The sequence below is a fragment of the Altibacter lentus genome (assembly GCF_000746845.1).
GTDB lineage: Bacteria > Bacteroidota > Bacteroidia > Flavobacteriales > Flavobacteriaceae > Altibacter > Altibacter lentus.
The window spans coordinates 11,955-27,279 of record NZ_KN050846.1; the positions used below are offsets into that span (position 1 = coordinate 11,955).

16 protein-coding genes are annotated in these 15,325 nt (G+C 42.5%); 7 read left to right on the top strand and 9 right to left on the bottom strand.

The genetic code is table 11. The features are described from left to right. Positions 1-134: 134 nt before the first annotated feature. Together JS40_RS00135 and JS40_RS00140 are read right to left on the bottom strand one after the other, a co-directional pair. On the bottom strand, positions 135-1,583 hold the full coding sequence (locus JS40_RS00135; RefSeq protein ID WP_034257615.1) for a glyceraldehyde-3-phosphate dehydrogenase: 1,449 nt from the start codon (positions 1,581-1,583) through the stop codon (positions 135-137). 158 nt (positions 1,584-1,741) lie between these two features. Then, entirely contained in the window at positions 1,742-3,136 is a 1,395-nt protein-coding gene (locus JS40_RS00140; protein WP_034257616.1) for a trypsin-like peptidase domain-containing protein, read from the bottom strand. A gap of 130 nt (positions 3,137-3,266) precedes the next feature. Between JS40_RS00140 and dapF the strand changes: the two genes are divergently transcribed. From dapF to JS40_RS00165, 5 genes are all read left to right on the top strand, one after another. After that, entirely contained in the window at positions 3,267-4,040 is a 774-nt protein-coding gene (gene dapF / locus JS40_RS00145) for a diaminopimelate epimerase (RefSeq protein ID WP_034257617.1), read from the top strand. Continuing rightward, positions 4,037-4,570 carry a GNAT family N-acetyltransferase gene (locus tag JS40_RS00150; protein WP_034257618.1) on the top strand — a complete coding sequence of 178 codons (534 nt, stop codon included), beginning with the start codon at positions 4,037-4,039 and terminating at the stop codon, positions 4,568-4,570. Before dapF ends, JS40_RS00150 begins: the two co-directional genes overlap by 4 nt. Then, positions 4,560-5,603: an endolytic transglycosylase MltG gene (gene mltG / locus JS40_RS00155; RefSeq protein ID WP_034257619.1), complete on the top strand. Its 1,044-nt coding sequence runs from the start codon at positions 4,560-4,562 to the stop codon at positions 5,601-5,603. Before JS40_RS00150 ends, mltG begins: the two co-directional genes overlap by 11 nt. A gap of 287 nt (positions 5,604-5,890) precedes the next feature. After that, the gene (locus JS40_RS00160) at positions 5,891-6,532 is read left to right on the top strand and encodes a hypothetical protein (protein ID WP_034257620.1); all 642 of its coding nucleotides are present in this window, start codon (positions 5,891-5,893) and stop codon (positions 6,530-6,532) included. A gap of 273 nt (positions 6,533-6,805) precedes the next feature. After that, the gene (locus JS40_RS00165) at positions 6,806-7,453 is read left to right on the top strand and encodes a hypothetical protein (RefSeq protein ID WP_034257621.1); all 648 of its coding nucleotides are present in this window, start codon (positions 6,806-6,808) and stop codon (positions 7,451-7,453) included. A gap of 4 nt (positions 7,454-7,457) precedes the next feature. On the opposite strand, the gene JS40_RS00170 is transcribed toward JS40_RS00165, so the two are convergent. The 4 genes from JS40_RS00170 to dnaA are packed head-to-tail and all read right to left on the bottom strand — an operon-like array spanning position 7,458 to position 11,537. Next, positions 7,458-8,171, bottom strand: coding sequence for an SAM-dependent methyltransferase (locus tag JS40_RS00170; protein ID WP_034257622.1), 714 nt, complete (start codon positions 8,169-8,171; stop codon positions 7,458-7,460). 8 nt (positions 8,172-8,179) lie between these two features. Next, a complete protein-coding gene (locus tag JS40_RS00175; RefSeq protein WP_051957437.1) occupies positions 8,180-9,556 on the bottom strand; it encodes a PQQ-dependent sugar dehydrogenase in 1,377 nt (458 codons plus the stop codon). Between the two features lie 54 nt (positions 9,557-9,610). Then, on the bottom strand, positions 9,611-10,063 hold the full coding sequence (locus JS40_RS00180) for a low molecular weight protein-tyrosine-phosphatase (protein ID WP_034257623.1): 453 nt from the start codon (positions 10,061-10,063) through the stop codon (positions 9,611-9,613). Between the two features lie 43 nt (positions 10,064-10,106). Then, entirely contained in the window at positions 10,107-11,537 is a 1,431-nt protein-coding gene (gene dnaA / locus JS40_RS00185) for a chromosomal replication initiator protein DnaA (RefSeq protein WP_034257624.1), read from the bottom strand. 204 nt (positions 11,538-11,741) lie between these two features. On the opposite strand from dnaA, the gene JS40_RS00190 reads away from it, so the two are divergent. Continuing rightward, a complete protein-coding gene (locus JS40_RS00190) occupies positions 11,742-12,140 on the top strand; it encodes an acyl-CoA thioesterase (RefSeq protein WP_034261806.1) in 399 nt (132 codons plus the stop codon). 1 nt (position 12,141) lies between these two features. Here the strand turns inward: JS40_RS00190 and JS40_RS00195 are convergent, their stop codons facing one another. From JS40_RS00195 to ribD, 3 genes are read right to left on the bottom strand one after another with little or no spacing between them, the layout of a single operon-like run. Continuing rightward, a complete protein-coding gene (locus JS40_RS00195) occupies positions 12,142-12,765 on the bottom strand; it encodes an IMPACT family protein (RefSeq protein ID WP_034257625.1) in 624 nt (207 codons plus the stop codon). Beyond that, positions 12,765-13,637, bottom strand: a complete 873-nt coding sequence (locus JS40_RS00200; RefSeq protein ID WP_034257626.1) for a DMT family transporter — start codon at positions 13,635-13,637, stop codon at positions 12,765-12,767. Before JS40_RS00200 ends, JS40_RS00195 begins: the two co-directional genes overlap by 1 nt. Then, positions 13,634-14,689, bottom strand: coding sequence for a bifunctional diaminohydroxyphosphoribosylaminopyrimidine deaminase/5-amino-6-(5-phosphoribosylamino)uracil reductase RibD (gene ribD / locus JS40_RS00205; RefSeq protein ID WP_084677403.1), 1,056 nt, complete (start codon positions 14,687-14,689; stop codon positions 13,634-13,636). Before ribD ends, JS40_RS00200 begins: the two co-directional genes overlap by 4 nt. A 150-nt stretch (positions 14,690-14,839) precedes the next feature. On the opposite strand from ribD, the gene JS40_RS00210 reads away from it, so the two are divergent. Then, entirely contained in the window at positions 14,840-15,325 is a 486-nt protein-coding gene (locus JS40_RS00210; RefSeq protein ID WP_034257627.1) for a GNAT family N-acetyltransferase, read from the top strand.

The window sequence follows — 15,325 nt, forward strand, 5'->3', positions numbered from 1 at the left end:
AAACCAAATAGGTAAGATGCTTAGAGGGGGTGATATGTTTCATCTTGCTTTCGGCACCTTTTTGAAAAAAATCGATGTATAAAAAAAGCCCGTTGAAACTTCGACGGGCTTTCAGAAATAAAACAATAATACTTCTAATAATAGGTATAGCGTCTTACTTTCGATATGTATTTCGCCAGTCGAATTACCTGATGACTGTACCCGTACTCATTGTCATACCATACGTAGAGCACCACATTCTTTTCGTCATTGGCTACAATGGTAGCATTGCTGTCGAAAATAGAAGGTGCAGAGGATCCCACGATATCGCTGGAGACCAATTCGTTGTTCAATGAATACTTGATCTGCTCTACCAAATCTCCTTCCAGGGCGTATTTTTTCATTACAGAATTGATCCCGTCAATAGAGGTTTTGGCTTCGAGCTCCAGTTTCAGGATGGCTAAGGAGCCGTTGGGAACAGGTACCCGGATGGCATTCGAGGTTAATTTACCTTCAAAAGAGGGCAATGCTTTAGAAACAGCACTTCCGGCACCTGTTTCAGTAATTACCATATTCAATGCGGCAGCACGGCCTCTTCGGTATTTCTTATGCATGTTATCGACCAGGTTCTGATCATTGGTATAGGCATGGATGGTTTCTAAGTGTCCTTGAACAACACCAAAACTATCTTCAATTGCCTTCAATACAGGTGTGATAGCATTGGTTGTACAGGAGGCAGCAGAAAAGATATCTACTTCATTTGGGTTGTATTCTTGGTGATTCACCCCGTGAACAATATTGGGAACTCCTTTTCCGGGGGCAGTAAGCAATACTTTGGCGGCTCCTTTGGACACCAAATGGCGGCTCAAGGCTTCTTTGTCCCTAAAAGCGCCGGTATTATCAATAACAAGAGCGTCTTCGATACCATACGCAGTATAATCGATCTCTTCAGGGTTGTCGGCCGAAATAATATGGACGGTAGTACCATTAATAATCAATGCTTTGTTCTCAAGATCGGCACGAACGGTTCCGGGAAAGTCCCCGTGAACCGAATCATACTGCAGCAATGAAGCTCTTTTTTCCAAAACTGTAGCATCGATCGCCCCGCGTGTTACGATAGCTCGTAAGCGCATCTGACTTCCTTGTCCGGTTCGGGTCATCAGCTCTCGCGCCAACAAACGACCAATTCTACCAAAACCATACAAAACCACATCTTTTGGTGTAATGTTGTGCGTTTGCTTAGCATCTTTCAGTTTGTCGCTTACAAATGCAATGGCATCTTCATATTTATTATCTTCCAAATGATATTCGTAAGTAAGTTTTCCAATATCCAGTTTCGCAGGAGGAAGATCCAGCGTTTTAATGGCTTGTGCAATTTCTACAGAATCGAAAATGGAGATGGGTTTCTGAACAAATTCTCCGGCATATTCATGGAGGTTCAAGATCTCACTTACATTTCTGTCGATCAATTGATTTCTGAAAAGTACAAGTTCAATGGATTTGTCGTACCAAAGATCACTTACGATCTTTATAAATTCTACGGTCGCTTTACGGCGGTCGGTTTGAAAAGACAGTTCTTTTTCATAAACGTCATCAAAACTCATAGTTGTGTGGTTTAAGGCGCTCACATGTAAGAGAGCGGGGTTTTAAATTTGCTGCAAAAGTAATTATTTCCAATGGTATGATGAAGCAAATATTAAAAATAATACCCCTCCAAAAATCAGATTTTTAGAGGGGTACCTTCTTCAGAAAGAAACAAGCACTATCTGAAGATGAACGTGTTTACTTCGCCACGCTGATCTACAAAGGTCATCTTGATAGGAGCGCTGTAGTCGCGACGATTCATGATTCGTTTTACATCGTCAATATCTTCTATGGTCTCATCATTAATCTTCGTGATCAAGATGCCGGCCAAGTTGTAACGAGACATATCCTGGGTCAATGTTCTGGTCACAAGAACCCCGTTTGAGGCACCTCTTGACTTTAGATCGGACGTGCTTGCATTCTTCACTTCAAGTCCCAGATCTGAGATCTCGAAGGTCTCAAGTTTCACAAGGGTAACAGGAATGTTCTTTTCGTTTCCGTTTCTAAGAATTGTCACCTGGACCACATCATTAGGTCTTTTCGATCCTAAGTATCCCGACAGATCAGAGAATTTTCCAACCTTGTAGCCATCCAATTTCTTGATCACATCGCCTTCTCGCAGGCCGCTCTTCTCGGCACCGCTTCCTTTTTCAACGCCCGCGATATACACACCTTCTGTATCGTTGATTCCGATGTCCTTGGCAATCTGCGAATTCAACGTACCCCCGGTGATCCCCAGAATACCGCGTTGTACATTACCAAATTCCATGATGTCCTCGATCACTTTTCTCGCAATGTTGGAAGGAACTGCGAACGAATATCCAACATACGATCCGGTTTCGGAAGTGATGGCAGTATTGATTCCAATAAGCTCACCTCTTGTATTGACCAGGGCACCACCACTGTTTCCTCGATTGACGGCCGCATCGGTTTGTATAAAGGACTGGGGGTTGGCGTCAAATTGGTTGAGGTCGCGCGCTTTGGCGCTAACGATTCCGGCGGTGACAGTTGAAGTAAGGTTGAACGGATTTCCTACGGCAAGGACCCATTCTCCCAAATTGATCTCGTTGGAATCGCCGAAGGGAACGTACGGGAAATCTTCATTGCTGTCTAATTTTATAAGGGCAATGTCTGTTTTAGGATCTGTTCCTATCAATTCGGCATTGTAGGTTTTATTGTTATTCAATGTGACCGATAGTTCTGAAGCATTGGCGATCACATGATTGTTCGTTACAATGTAACCGTCGGCGGAGATAATCACGCCGCTACCCGAACCTATCATTTCTCGGGGTACACCGCCACCATTGAAATAATCCATCATATTTCGAGGTTGTGTGGTAATGGTCTTATTCTTTACGTGGACCACGGCGTGCACCGTTTTCTCGGCGGCTTCTATAAAATCAATACTCCCTGCCGGGGTATTGGCCGAGTTAAAGTTTGTAGGAATAAAAGAAGCGGACTCATTTTGAGTTGTTAGAGCAGCGGTTTCTGGCTCCATGAAAATTTTATATCCGCCCAAGGTGAGAGCGCCTGCAAACAGCGCTACGATAAAAAATTGAAGTGTCTGTTTCATTTGTAAACTATTTTAATATTATACTTAACTTTATAAAGACGAGATTATTCTTGAACTATTTCACTTTTAACGTCCATTTAACAAGCCTTTTATTTAAAAACTAGCCTGGGCTTTTTATACCTTTGCCACAATGGCCTTTGAGTTTTATAAATATCAAGGAACTGGAAACGATTTTGTGATGATCGATAATCGTCAACACATCTTCTCCAAAAATAATACCAAATTGGTAGCGCAACTCTGTGACCGGAAGTTTGGCATTGGTGCCGACGGACTTATCCTGCTGGAACCGCACGCAACGGCGCATTTTTCCATGGTCTATTACAACGCCGATGGCAACCTTAGTTCCATGTGTGGTAATGGAGGACGTTGCATCGTTCACTTTGCGAAACATTTAGGAATTATAGATTCCAAAGCAGAATTTGAAGCCGTAGACGGAATGCATGAAGCAACGGTCGAGGGAGATCTTGTTTCCTTGAAGATGAACAATGTGACTGCTGTATCCAGATCTGAAGATTTTGTCTTTTTGGACACCGGATCCCCACACCACGTGGAGATCGTTGACGATGTAGCCAAGTTTGAGGTGTTTGAGAGAGGTCGCTCCATTAGAAACGATCGCTACGGAAAAGCCGGCGCGAATGTAAATTTCGTGACACCCAAGGAGAATGACATTTTTTCAGTTCGCACCTACGAACGCGGAGTGGAAGATGAAACCTTGTCCTGTGGCACAGGGGTTACGGCAGTAGCAATTGCGATGCATGCCACGGAAAAGACAAGCGCACCACGGGTTACTTTAGAGACACCGGGTGGAAATTTAACGGTTACCTTTACTAAAACGACATCCGGATATAAGGATATTTATTTAATTGGTCCTGCGGTTCAGGTATTTAAAGGAATTTGGTCATGATCACACTTACGGGAAGTGATATTACACTTCGAGCCTTGGAGCTTACAGACCTGGATTTTCTTTACAGCATTGAGAACGATGAAAGCATTTGGGAGCTAAGTAATACCGTGACTCCTTATTCTAAATTTGTGCTGAAACAGTATCTTGAGAATGCGCACCGCGATATTTACGAGGTGAAACAACTGCGGCTGGTCATTTGTACTAAAGAAAACAACAAGGCCATAGGTTTGATCGATCTGTTTGATTTTGACCCGAAGAACCACCGAGTTGGTTTGGGTATTGTTATTGCTTCGGAAACAGATCGAGGTAAAGGCTATGCTTCGGAAGCAGTTTCACTTGTTTGTAAATTCGCCTTCCGGCAGTTACAAATGCATCAGGTCTATGCAAATATTTCCGAAGACAATAAAAAGAGTATGCAATTGTTTACAAAAGCGGGATTTGTGGAAGCAGGGCGGAAGCAGGATTGGATTTTTTCCGAAGGGACCTATAAAAATGAATATTTATACCAGTTAATAGCAGATGTACATTAAAAAAATTCTAATCGCCGTCGTTCTATTGGGGCTTGTGGGTATGGGTGCCTTTGCATTCTATGTTTATACTAATGTCTTTTCAGAAAATACAGCCTTTAACAATAAGGAGGCACATGTATACATCCCTTCCAATGCACAGTTTAGGGATGTGCTTGAAGAGTTAGAGCCTTTAGTGGACAATATCGATTCGTTCGAACTGGTGGCCAGGCGCAAAGGATACCACACGAATATTAAACCGGGACATTTTATTATTAAAAAAGGAATGAACAATAATGATATTATCAATACCATTAGAAGCAAGAACATTCCCATTAACGTAAAATTTAATAATCAGGAGCGGCTAGAGGACCTTGCGGGTCATATCTCAAGACAGATAGAGGCCGATAGCCTTGCGTTGCTTACCGCCATGCGGGATCCGCAATTTTTAACTGAAAATGATTTCAGCCAAGATACCGCACTTGGGATGTACATTCCCAATACGTATGAATTCTACTGGAACAGTTCTGCCGAAACCTTTCGGGATAGGATGCGTACCGAATACGATCGCTTCTGGAACGAATCCAGAGTGCAAAAAGCGAAAGCTCTGGGCTTAAGTAAGGGGGAGGTCATGGCGCTGGCAGCCATTGTACAAAAGGAAACCGCCAAGGTGGAAGAACGGCCTCGTGTTGCAGGTGTGTACATCAACAGGCTGAAACGAGGCATGCTGTTACAGGCAGACCCTACAGTGATCTATGCCAAAAAGAAAAAAGAGAACGACTTTGAACAAGTTATAAAAAGAGTACTTTATGTGGATCTTGAATTGGATTCACCTTTTAATACCTATAAATATGCCGGGGTGCCTCCGGGGCCTATCGCCATGCCGGATATTTCTGCTATCGATGCTGTTTTACAGCCGGAACAGCACGACTACCTTTATTTTGTGGCCGATGTTACCAACTTCGGCTACCATAAATTCGCCAAGACCCTGGCGCAGCACAATGTTAATAAAGCCGAATATGTGCGTTGGGTGAATGCAAACGGGGTGAATCGCTAAAATCTGTTAAACCTTTACAAAATGACGGGTTAAAGACTGTTAAGAGCTCCTTTAACGGCTTGCTGTCCCCTTATATTTGTTAATGTAGTTAATGCGTTGACCAAGCGTTGTACTACGCTAATAATCAAGAATTACATCATTTTTAGAATGTTCTTTGACATAAGACCTTACAATTCATAAAACCTTTATAGCAAGCGTTTTGGAGCGGTTTTTGTTTGCTTTTAAGAGTATTTCGCCATTTCACGAGGAAATGGTGCAATAATTATAATTCTTAAACTAAGTAGAACATGCGAAAACGTTTTATGAAATTGTCTGTGCTGCTGCTAGTCGCCACATTTGTGGTATCTGGTTTTTCCTTTCGCAAGGAAAGTAAAAGCAGTTCGATATTTACTTCGGAAATTGAAGGTGAACTCGCCTATGTTCCTTTTGCATATGAAGTAGATATGAATCCCCAGCAAAATATACCATTTGTTGGGAAGTCGTATTTAGGCTTTTGTGAGGACCTCGGCTTTAGCGAAAGCAGTGGAAATTACAACGCTGTAAACAGATTAGGTTATATGGGCAAATATCAATTTGGCCGTTCTGCCCTTAACTGGGTAGGAATTTATAATAAAAGTCAATTTTTAAACTCCCCTTTGTTACAGGAAAAAGCGTTCGAAGCGCTTATCTCCAAAAACAAATGGGTACTAAAAGACTATATTACTAAATTCAATGGTCAAGTAATTGATGGCATACGAATAACCGAATCCGGCTTGATCGCCGCAGCGCATTTGGGCGGTGCAGGAAACGTAATGAAGTTTCTTGAATCGAATGGAGAGGACGTATTTGCAGACGCCAATAATGTACCTATAACACGGTACATGAAAGAGTTTGCACACTACGATCTTACTTCCATACTACCCGATAATAATGCCAAAGCGACATTATAATTATTGAGAAAACCAGGTTGACAAGCCTGGTTTTTTCATTTTATACTGTTTTGGTCTGTGTTCATAACCCTGTCATTAATTTCATTTCACAAGAGTATTTTTGATCTAAAAAAAGCGTATTTTTAGTAGCAAAACCTGTAACCTTTTTCGTACAAACGAGGTCCAGTTCGGCTTTAACATTTTTTAACAGACTGAAAATCAAATTTGTAAAAAAAGCCGTATCTTTGCACGCTGAAAAGAGAATACCTCCGGGGATTCAAATTTTTAATAAAAATGAAACGTAATTTACTACGATTATTTGGTTTGCTGTTTATCACATCACTTGTGGTAACGGGATTTTCGACACGAGATGGGGTCGATCTTTCACAGTACCGAATGGTAGAAATTGAACTCTGTTACGATGTTCCGAATGAGATGGATGTAATGGACTTCAATTCAACCATAGTTCCTTCCTATACTTTATTTTTAGGAAAAACCTACGTTGGATTTAAAGAGGCACTTGGCTTTAAAGAATCCAGGGGGGATTACGAAACGATCAATCAATTTGGATATTTGGGAAAATATCAATTTGGTAAAGGAACCTTACGAATGATCGGTATCAAGAATGCAGAAACTTTTTTAGGGGATACATACTTACAAGAAAGGGCCTTCGATGCCTACACCTCACGCAACAAATGGATCTTACGCAGAGACATTAAGCGGTACAGAGGGCGTTATATAGGTGGTGTGAAGATCACAGAATCCGGGATACTGGCCGCAGCGCATCTTGCAGGAGCGGGTAATGTTAAGAAGTTTTTACGCAGTGGCGGCGAAGTTGGCTTCGCAGACGCGAACGGGACATCAATTCGTTACTATCTCAAGAAATTCTCAGGGTATGATACTTCTCATATTGTAGCGAATAAAAAGGCAAAGGCGATCTAGGCGATCACTTTTGAAGAATAAACAAGGTGGGTCTTTTATGAAGGTCCACCTTTATTTTTTTCCATAAGGTTACACTGGTGGTATGTATATATTCTGAAGGCAACGTAATATCACAAGCTACACATAACTGCGTTTCCGGATGCAGTATTTGCAACAGACTTTCAAGCATTTGATTGTTCCGGTACGGGGTTTCAATAAATAATTGAGATTGATTTTGTTCTGCCGAAAGTCGCTCCAGCCGTTTCAATTCGGTTTTTCGCTCTTGTTTATCAATAGGCAAGTAACCGTTAAATGCAAAATTCTGTCCGTTGAAGCCACTGGCCATCATAGCCAGTAAAAGCGAGGAAGGACCCACCAATGGAACGACCCTTATACCTTGCAAATGTGCCTGCCGCACCACCAGGGCACCGGGATCTGCTATTCCGGGACATCCGGCGTCTGAAATGACGCCCACATCATGTCCTTCAAAACATGGAGCAAGCATTTCGGGGATCTCTGTATCATGCGTAAATTTGTTGATGTGCTGAAAATGGAGGTCGGGTTGTGATTTGCGAGGGACGATATTTTTTATAAAATGGCGTGCGCTCTTTTCATGCTCTACAATGTAATGATCGATGTGTTCTACCGCTTTTTTAACTAATAGGGGGAGTACCTCTAACGGAGGCGTATCGCCCAAGGTACAAGGTATTAGGTACAAATGTCCCTTTTTGGAATCCATAAAAGTTATTATTGGATCGCCAATTTCTGAACGCTCGTTGCACCAACTTCGGAAGTGATCCGAACCAAATACATGCCTTTGCTGTATTGTTCTACTGAAAGGGATGCTTCTGAAGCACCTACATTCTCTTCAGAAAATATAATACTTCCTTTAAGATCGGTCACAACAATGGACGCGATCTTATCATTTTCCGAAGCAATACGAACTTCAGTATGAGCCGGGTTAGGGATCAATGTGAACGTCTTCACATCGAATTCGTCCACACCTATCAAGGTGCCTTCAAATTTTAAGATTCTCCCGGCAATATCAACAATGTAAAGTTCATTTGTAAAATCTACACCAAACGAAACCCACGAACCGCCAAAAGTTCCTTGATCCACCAGATTATTGCCGGCATCGACCGTGAATACTCTTCCGCTGCAAACATCCGCCGCGAGATAAAGTCCGTAGCTGCCATTATAGATATCTCCTCTGTACACGTAACCACCGGTCACCGAACAATTTCCGGAACCTGTGCTTGAAGAATATTCGGCCACAGGAAATGTTAACATACTTGGATCCGGGCAATTGGAAGTATTGAACGGTTCTGAGCCTTCATAACACCGCCAGCCGTAATTTAAACCGGCTTCGGTAGGCCCTGCTTTATCGATCTCTTCCACATCTCCTTGTCCAACGTCTCCAATCCAGATATCGCCTGTAAGGCTGTCAAAAGAAAAGCGCCACGGATTACGTAATCCGTACGCCCATATTTCCTGAGCGTTTGTAATACTACCGGCGAAAGGATTGTCGGCCGGAATACCATAATTATTCCCTCCTGAAGGATTGTCGACATCGATACGTAGTAATTTTCCTAACAGAATGGTTGTGTTTTGAGCTCTGTTTCCGGGGTCACCACCACTGCCGCCATCTCCGGAAGCGATGTATAAATAACCATCCGGACCAAATGCGATGCCTCCTCCGTTGTGGTTAGAGAAGGGTTGCGAATATTCAAGGATCATTAGTTCAGAGCCAAGAAGTGCTATATCCGGATCTCCGGGATCCACAGAAAACCTTGCGATTCTCGTGTCACCGTTGATTTTTGTATAATTTACAAAGAAGAAACCATTGTTAGCATAATCAGGATGAAAAGCCAACCCTAAGAGGCCTTGTTCACTGCCGCCGGATACCAGACCGGAGATATCGAGGAATGGCGTGGGATTCACATTTCCATTGAGATCTAGGATTTTAATGACGCCGCCTTGTTCTACTACAAATAGGCGATCATCGCCCGCATGTTGCAGATCGACAGGACTATTTAAATTTTCAACAAAAGGAGCGAAATTAACCTGTGCAACCGACATTCCAAAAAAGAAAAAGCCCAATGCATTGAGGAATAATGTTTTCATAGCGTGCTAATTTGATTTCCTACTAAAGTAAGTAAAACCCTGTTATAATAAAAGTTAAATGCGTTTCGCGATCTTCTCACATGCCTCGTCCAGCATCTTATAAACATGATCAAATCCTTGATCGCCCCCGTAGTAAGGATCGGGAACATCTACATTCTCACCCGGAAAAAGTTCATCTAGAATGAGCTGTACTTTTCGTTTTTCAGATTCACTTTGTGCAAGAGCAATGACATCACGATAGTTGGAGGTGTCCATCACAAAGATATAGTCGTAGGTTTCAAAGTCGTATGCAGAAAATTTCCGTCCCCGTTGGTCGGTGATGTCCAAACCATTTTTACGAGCAACTTCTATACTTCGAGGATCCGGGAGTTCCCCTACGTGCCAGCCACCGGTGCCCGCCGATGCCACGTGTATTTTTGCCGTATCGACTTTAGATTTTAGAATACCTTCAGCCAGGGGAGAGCGGCAAATATTGCCCAAACAGACCATGAGTATTTTTGTTTGCATAATGCGGAAAAGTAAAAACCCCCGAAATTCCGGGGATCGTCCATTACAAGGTGAGTTTCTTATTAAGGTCTTCTACGTATTTTCTGAATTGCTTATCGGTGCTCGACAAATTATCTACCGTCTTACAGGCGTGTAGCACGGTAGCGTGATCACGCTGACCGATCTGGGAGCCAATGGAAGCCAATGAAGCTTTGGTGAATTTCTTTGCGAAGAACATAGCCAGCTGTCGTGCCTGCACTATATGTCTTTTTCGTGTTTTTGATTGCAGTGTATCCACGTCCATTTGAAAATACTCGCTCACCACTTTCTGGATGTAATCAATGGATACCTCGCGTTTGGTATGCTTTACGTAGTTATCAACGATCTTCTTGGCAAGATCGATAGTGATCTCTCGCTTATTGAATGAGGAATGAGCGATCAATGAGATAATAGCTCCTTCCAGTTCGCGAATATTGGTCTTGATATTGTTTGCAAGGAATTCCACAATATCTTCGGGCATTTCCACACCATCACGATACAATTTGTTTTTTATAATAGCTACACGCGTATCGTAATCGGGGTGGTTCAATTCTGCCGAAAGACCCCATTTAAACCGAGATAACAAACGTTGCTCAATATCGATCATATCAACGGGTGCCTTGTCACTGGTCAAGATCACCTGTTTTCCGTTTTGATGCAAGTGATTAAAAATATGAAAGAAAACATCTTGTGTTCCGGCCTTACCCGATAACAGTTGGATGTCGTCTACGATCAACACATCGATGATTTGATAGAAATGTATAAAATCGTTACGGTTGTTCTTCTTTACAGATTCTATGTATTGCTGTGTGAATTTTTCAGCAGAAATATATAAAACGGTCTTTTCGGGATATTTGTCCTTGATCTCCACGCCTATGGCATGACCCAAATGGGTTTTGCCCAGTCCTACACCTCCAAAGATAAGTAACGGATTAAAAGACGTGCCTCCGGGTTTGTTGGCTACAGCCATCCCCGCAGAGCGTGCTAATCTATTGGACTCTCCTTCAAGAAAGTTGTCGAAATTATAATTGGGATTTAGTTGAGATTCTATCTTCACATTCCGGATCCCGGGGATCACGAAAGGATTTTTAAGCTCAGGACTTTTATTCTTTAATGGAACGTCAACTTCTTGAGAAGCTTGCGAATTACTCCTGTTGGAACTGGGGATCTTTTCGGTGAAAGGTTGCTTGTTGCCATAAGTGTTCTCCATTTTGATCACGTAGACCAACTTGGCTGTGGCACCCAATTCTTTTGTTAATGCTACCTTCAACAACTTTACGTAGTGTTCTTCCAGCCATTCATAAAAAAACTTGCTGGGAACCTGTATACTAAGGGCGTTGTCTGTAAGCTTCACTGCTTTGATAGGCTCGAACCAGGTTTTGTATGCTTGTGAAGTGATATTATCTTCAATAAAGGACAAACAATTTTTCCAAACCGATTCCGCAGTTTTGCTCATAGTTTATGGTGAAGTTTTAGTTAGTTAAATGATGCCGTGAAAAATGTAGAAAAAGTGTTTTCTGTAACATTTTCTTAACACTGCAAATATGTGAACAAATTATTGAAAAAAAAAACCGAAAGCGTATTGAATTTGTTGTTTTTTTTTCTCATACTGTACTTCATTCAAATCTACGAAAAAAGTTCCCCTTTTAAGCCAAATGCAGTGAAAAAAAATCTTACAAAATTACGGGTGCGTTACGGAGAAACCGACCAAATGGGTGTGGTCTACTATGGGAATTACGCACAATATTTGGAACAGGGAAGAACCGAATGGCTAAGGGATTTAGGCTTTTCTTACAAATGGATGGAAGCTAATAATGTCCATCTGCCGGTCATTAGTTTAACGATTGACTATAAGGCTCCTGCGCATTATGACGATGTTTTGTTGGTTACAACGACATTAAAGAAAATTCCTACTTTCAAAATTGAATTTTATTACGAAATTCACAATGCCGAAGGGGTCCTTTTGATCACTGCAACGACCTCCCTTGTCTTCGTGAACAGTACCACCAAAAAAATACAAAAGGCACCCGATTATTTGTTGAAGAAATTACAAGATTAGCTCAACTATTTTCCAGTTGCTTGATTTCTACCTTATACGTATTATTAAAAAGTTCGAAAACCCTGTTGGCTTCTTTTTTGCGTACGGCAATCTTAAAGACACATTTTAGTTCCATGTCCTGCTTCACGATCTTGATATTCTCTTCCTTTATAAGACGCATGACTGTATTCATCTCAGCATATTCGAAAGTGAGGAAAAAAGATACATCAATGGTTCGGGTCACGATCTTAGAGGCCTCCAAAGCATGCTGAGCAGCAGTTTTATAGGCTTGTATCAAGCCTCCCACCCCTAGCTTGGTGCCGCCAAAATAGCGTACGACAACGACTACTATGTTCGTGACCTCAAAAGATTGGATCTGACCGTATATAGGCATACCGGCGCTGTTCGAGGGCTCTCCATCGTCATTGGCTCTGTAGCTGGAGTAATCTGCCCCCAACTGCCAGGCATAACACCAGTGACGTGCATTATGGTGTTGCTTTTTAAGGGTTTCAAGATACGTTTTTACGGCCTCTTCGTCCTTCACAGGGAAGGCGTACCCGTAGAATTTACTCCCCCGATCTTTATATATAATCTCCTTCGAGGGCTTGCTGATGGTTCTATAGGTATCCTTTTCTGAAAAATCCATTACATACCCGATATTGTGACTAAAAAGATGCTTAGTACAGCCAGGGCTATACCCAACCAGTTCTTTGGCAGTAGCCGCTCCTTGAACAGCAGGATTCCTACCAGAGTGGATACCATGACAATGGCCACATTATTTACCGTGAAAATTCCCGAGCTGTCCAATAGCCCACTTCTAAGGGCTTTTACTAGAAAGTAAATTGAGAAATAATTGGGTATTCCTAATGCGATGCCGCCAAGTATGTTCTTTAACTGAAGGGTTATCTTGCCGCGAGCTGCTAGAACCACCATGCTTATAATGCCTATGACGGCAGCACTGGCAAAGATAGTTGCCGAAAACAACGGGACATCATTTGCTGCAACGAAATTACCCTCAAGATACTTTATACTAGTGTCGATCACGCCGCTCCCTGCAAATACCAGAAGGGGAAAGATAAGATTCTTGGTCTTTATGGTAAGTCCTTCCCTTTTTTTAATGGAAGCAAGATACACTGCCGCCAGCGCCATGATGATACCTACGACCTTTAACAAGCCTAAGGACTCCTTATAGTAGACCAGACCAAAAACTATTGGGACTACTACACTCATCTTTGTGGCTACTGAAACGACCGATAGTCCGCTGCGCTGTGTCGTTAAGGCCATAAGGTTAAAAACGGTAATGAACAGAGCGCCCAGTGCCAAGGTGTAATAGAACCAACCATAATCCACGATCACACTTATAAGAACCGGCCCTTCATAGGCAATAAGACCGCAACTGCAAGCAATAATATAGTTTACGACGATCGCTTGGAACGTATGTACCTTATACCGACTAAAAAGTTTGAAGACGATAAAGATCACTACAGAGGCTGCTATACTAAGGAGTAGATAGATCAAGTGTTGGGGTTTTTATAATGATGAAGTAGATCTTCTTTTATTTTTTTTTCTGAAAGCAATCTGCCTGAAAGTATCGGGGCCAAAATACCCGATGTAAAACGTCCGCTGCCCGTAAAAATATAGGCCTCATCCCATAAATCCAACGCTATAAAAGACTCAAGCGTTCTCGCCCCTCCTTCTACAATTACAGATTGCACCCTGCGAGCGTGCAAGATCTCACAGATCTGCTTCGGAAGGTTTTCTGAAAATGAGATCGTCGCATATTGCACCGTGGTGGTATCCTCTTTTTCCTTTTCTGTGATGATTAAGGTTTCGGCATCTCCCTTAAAAACAGTTGCTGTTTCGGGAATGATCAAATTCCGGTCGATCACTATCCGTAGTGGCGAGGGACCCGACCAGTCACGGGTCGTTAAACCGGGATCATCATCAAGTACTGTTTGGGTTCCCACTAATATGGATTGTTCTTCTGCCCGTAACTTATGTGACCATTGGCGAGCAGCTTTTCCGGTGATCCAGTAAGGCGCTTTTGAGGTCCTTAATTCTTTGGAAGGTGCTACATATCTGTCTTCTGTCTGGGCCCATTTTAAAAAGATATAAGGACGCTTCTTGGTATGATATGTAAAAAACCGTTTATTCAATTCCTCACATGCTTCCGAAGCAACACCAACCAGAACATCGCAGCCGGCTTCCATCAGTTTTTGTATTCCGCGTCCGGCTACCAGCGGATTGGGATCAAGGATTCCCACAACAACTTTTTTAATTCCGCTGTCGATTATAAGATTGGCACAGGGAGGGGTTTTTCCGTAATGACTGCAAGGTTCTAAAGAAACATAAAGCGTGGCTTCTTTTACAAAGTGTTTTTCTCTAACACTTTCAATGGCATTCACTTCGGCGTGAGCCATTCCCGATTTGTAGTGCCATCCTTCTCCAATGATGCGATCGTTGTGCACTATCACACTGCCCACCAGCGGATTGGGATAGCTGGTGCCCAGCCCGTTTCGGGCCAGTTGTACACAACGCATCATATAGGTCTCATGTTTGCTCAAAGGCATGCGATTCTTTGGTGGTTAAAAGAGGGTGTTAAAGGTTTTCGATCCTGTGTATTTGGAACGCGTATTCAAATTTAAATCCTATTTTTACCACCCTGAAGGAAGAACACTCAATGTTCCTTCCAAAACGTAAAAATACAAGGAATAAGTTAGATGAGTACACCTGTCATTCGGCCTATCGAAAAAAAAGATAATCCTCATATTGCGAACCTGATACGCAGTGTGTTAGAGGATTTAGGCGTCCCAAAGGTTGGAACTGCCTACGCCGATAAAGCATTGGATGCGATGTTTGAAACCTATCAGAACGAGCGAATGGCGTATTTTGTAGTAGAGGAGAACGGAAAACTCATTGGAGGGGCCGGGGTGGCGCCATTAGATAATTATGACGGCAATGTGTGTGAGCTTCAAAAAATGTACTTCCTGCCGGAAGCGCGGGGGCGCGGCGTTGGAGATGCAATGATCAAGCTATGTCTCACCAAGGCGCGAACCTTCGGGTTTGAGCAATGTTATCTGGAAACCATGCCGTACATGACCGCTGCCCAAAAGTTATACGAACGTGTAGGCTTTAGATATATCGACGGACCTATGGGGGACACCGGTCATTATTCGTGTCCGGTACACATGATAAAAGATCTTTAA

Bases quoted from the DNA above. Each gene is read 5' to 3' on its own strand.
- JS40_RS00135 (WP_034257615.1), bottom strand. From the start codon at position 1,583: ATGAGTTTTGATGACGTTTATGAAAAAGAACTGTCTTTTCAAACCGAC.
- JS40_RS00140 (WP_034257616.1), bottom strand. From the start codon at position 3,136: ATGAAACAGACACTTCAATTTTTTATCGTAGCGCTGTTTGCAGGCGCT.
- dapF (WP_034257617.1), top strand. From the start codon at position 3,267: ATGGCCTTTGAGTTTTATAAATATCAAGGAACTGGAAACGATTTTGTG.
- JS40_RS00150 (WP_034257618.1), top strand. From the start codon at position 4,037: ATGATCACACTTACGGGAAGTGATATTACACTTCGAGCCTTGGAGCTT.
- mltG (WP_034257619.1), top strand. From the start codon at position 4,560: ATGTACATTAAAAAAATTCTAATCGCCGTCGTTCTATTGGGGCTTGTG.
- JS40_RS00160 (WP_034257620.1), top strand. From the start codon at position 5,891: ATGCGAAAACGTTTTATGAAATTGTCTGTGCTGCTGCTAGTCGCCACA.
- JS40_RS00165 (WP_034257621.1), top strand. From the start codon at position 6,806: ATGAAACGTAATTTACTACGATTATTTGGTTTGCTGTTTATCACATCA.
- JS40_RS00170 (WP_034257622.1), bottom strand. From the start codon at position 8,171: ATGGATTCCAAAAAGGGACATTTGTACCTAATACCTTGTACCTTGGGC.
- JS40_RS00175 (WP_051957437.1), bottom strand. From the start codon at position 9,556: ATGAAAACATTATTCCTCAATGCATTGGGCTTTTTCTTTTTTGGAATG.
- JS40_RS00180 (WP_034257623.1), bottom strand. From the start codon at position 10,063: ATGCAAACAAAAATACTCATGGTCTGTTTGGGCAATATTTGCCGCTCT.
- dnaA (WP_034257624.1), bottom strand. From the start codon at position 11,537: ATGAGCAAAACTGCGGAATCGGTTTGGAAAAATTGTTTGTCCTTTATT.
- JS40_RS00195 (WP_034257625.1), bottom strand. From the start codon at position 12,765: ATGGATTTTTCAGAAAAGGATACCTATAGAACCATCAGCAAGCCCTCG.
- ribD (WP_084677403.1), bottom strand. From the start codon at position 14,689: ATGCCTTTGAGCAAACATGAGACCTATATGATGCGTTGTGTACAACTG.
- JS40_RS00210 (WP_034257627.1), top strand. From the start codon at position 14,840: ATGAGTACACCTGTCATTCGGCCTATCGAAAAAAAAGATAATCCTCAT.